This window comes from Aerococcus sp. L_32 (assembly GCF_050689315.1).
The window spans coordinates 1-726 of the sequence record NZ_JBOEQF010000934.1; the positions used below are offsets into that span (position 1 = coordinate 1).

The 726-nt window shown below is 48.5% G+C and carries 2 protein-coding genes; both read left to right on the plus strand.

The window, feature by feature from the left end:
* Positions 1-424 (plus strand): amino acid ABC transporter permease (locus tag ACRCJ0_RS17450; protein ID WP_431391419.1); only part of this gene is annotated, 424 nt, incomplete at its 5' end.
* A gap of 14 nt (positions 425-438) precedes the next feature.
* On the plus strand, positions 439-726 hold a 288-nt coding region (locus ACRCJ0_RS17455; RefSeq protein ID WP_431391420.1), incomplete at its 3' end, for a transporter substrate-binding domain-containing protein.

Here is a 726-nt window from a genome sequence, read left to right on the forward strand (position 1 = left end):
GATTGCAACAGGGATGTCGGCTGAAGCGGCGTCAATCCTGACTTTCTCCTTGAATACAGCAGCCTACTTAGCTGAGGTATTCCGGGCTGCCTTGGCTTCTGTGGACGAGGGTCAGGTGGAAGCAGCTATGACGGTTGGCTTGACTTACGGGCAAACATTGCGAGGAATCGTCCTACCGCAAGCCGTTCGTAACGCCATTCCAGGGACAGGGAATACCTTCGTTAGCTTACTGAAGAATTCGTCACTAGCCTTCACCATTGGGGTCGTCGAGTTGCTTGCCCAAGGGAAATTATTCGCTTCGAATTCATTGAAGTTCTTTGAAGCCTATTTCGCAGTGGCCTTGATTTACTGGGCCCTCACCATTCTATATTCACTATTACAAAACTGGTATGAGAAACGCCTAGCCGTACCATATACCAGATAAGAGGAGGAAAAACGATGAAAAAGTTTAAGTTATTGGGTATTGGATTAGCTTCGGCTTTGGTCTTAGCGGCGTGCGGGGCATCAACAGAGGAAGAAGCGACGAGTTTAGAAAGTGGGGCTGCAGATAAAACAGTGACAATTGCTGCGTCTCCAGATGGGTATCCGCAACACTATCAAGAAGGGGATGAACTAAAAGGATTCTCTGTAGAGGTTGCTGAAGCAGTAGCAGAGGAAGCGGGCTACGAAATTGAATGGGCCTTGTCTGACTGGTCTGGTGTTGTTGCAGCACTGCAAGCTGGAAAA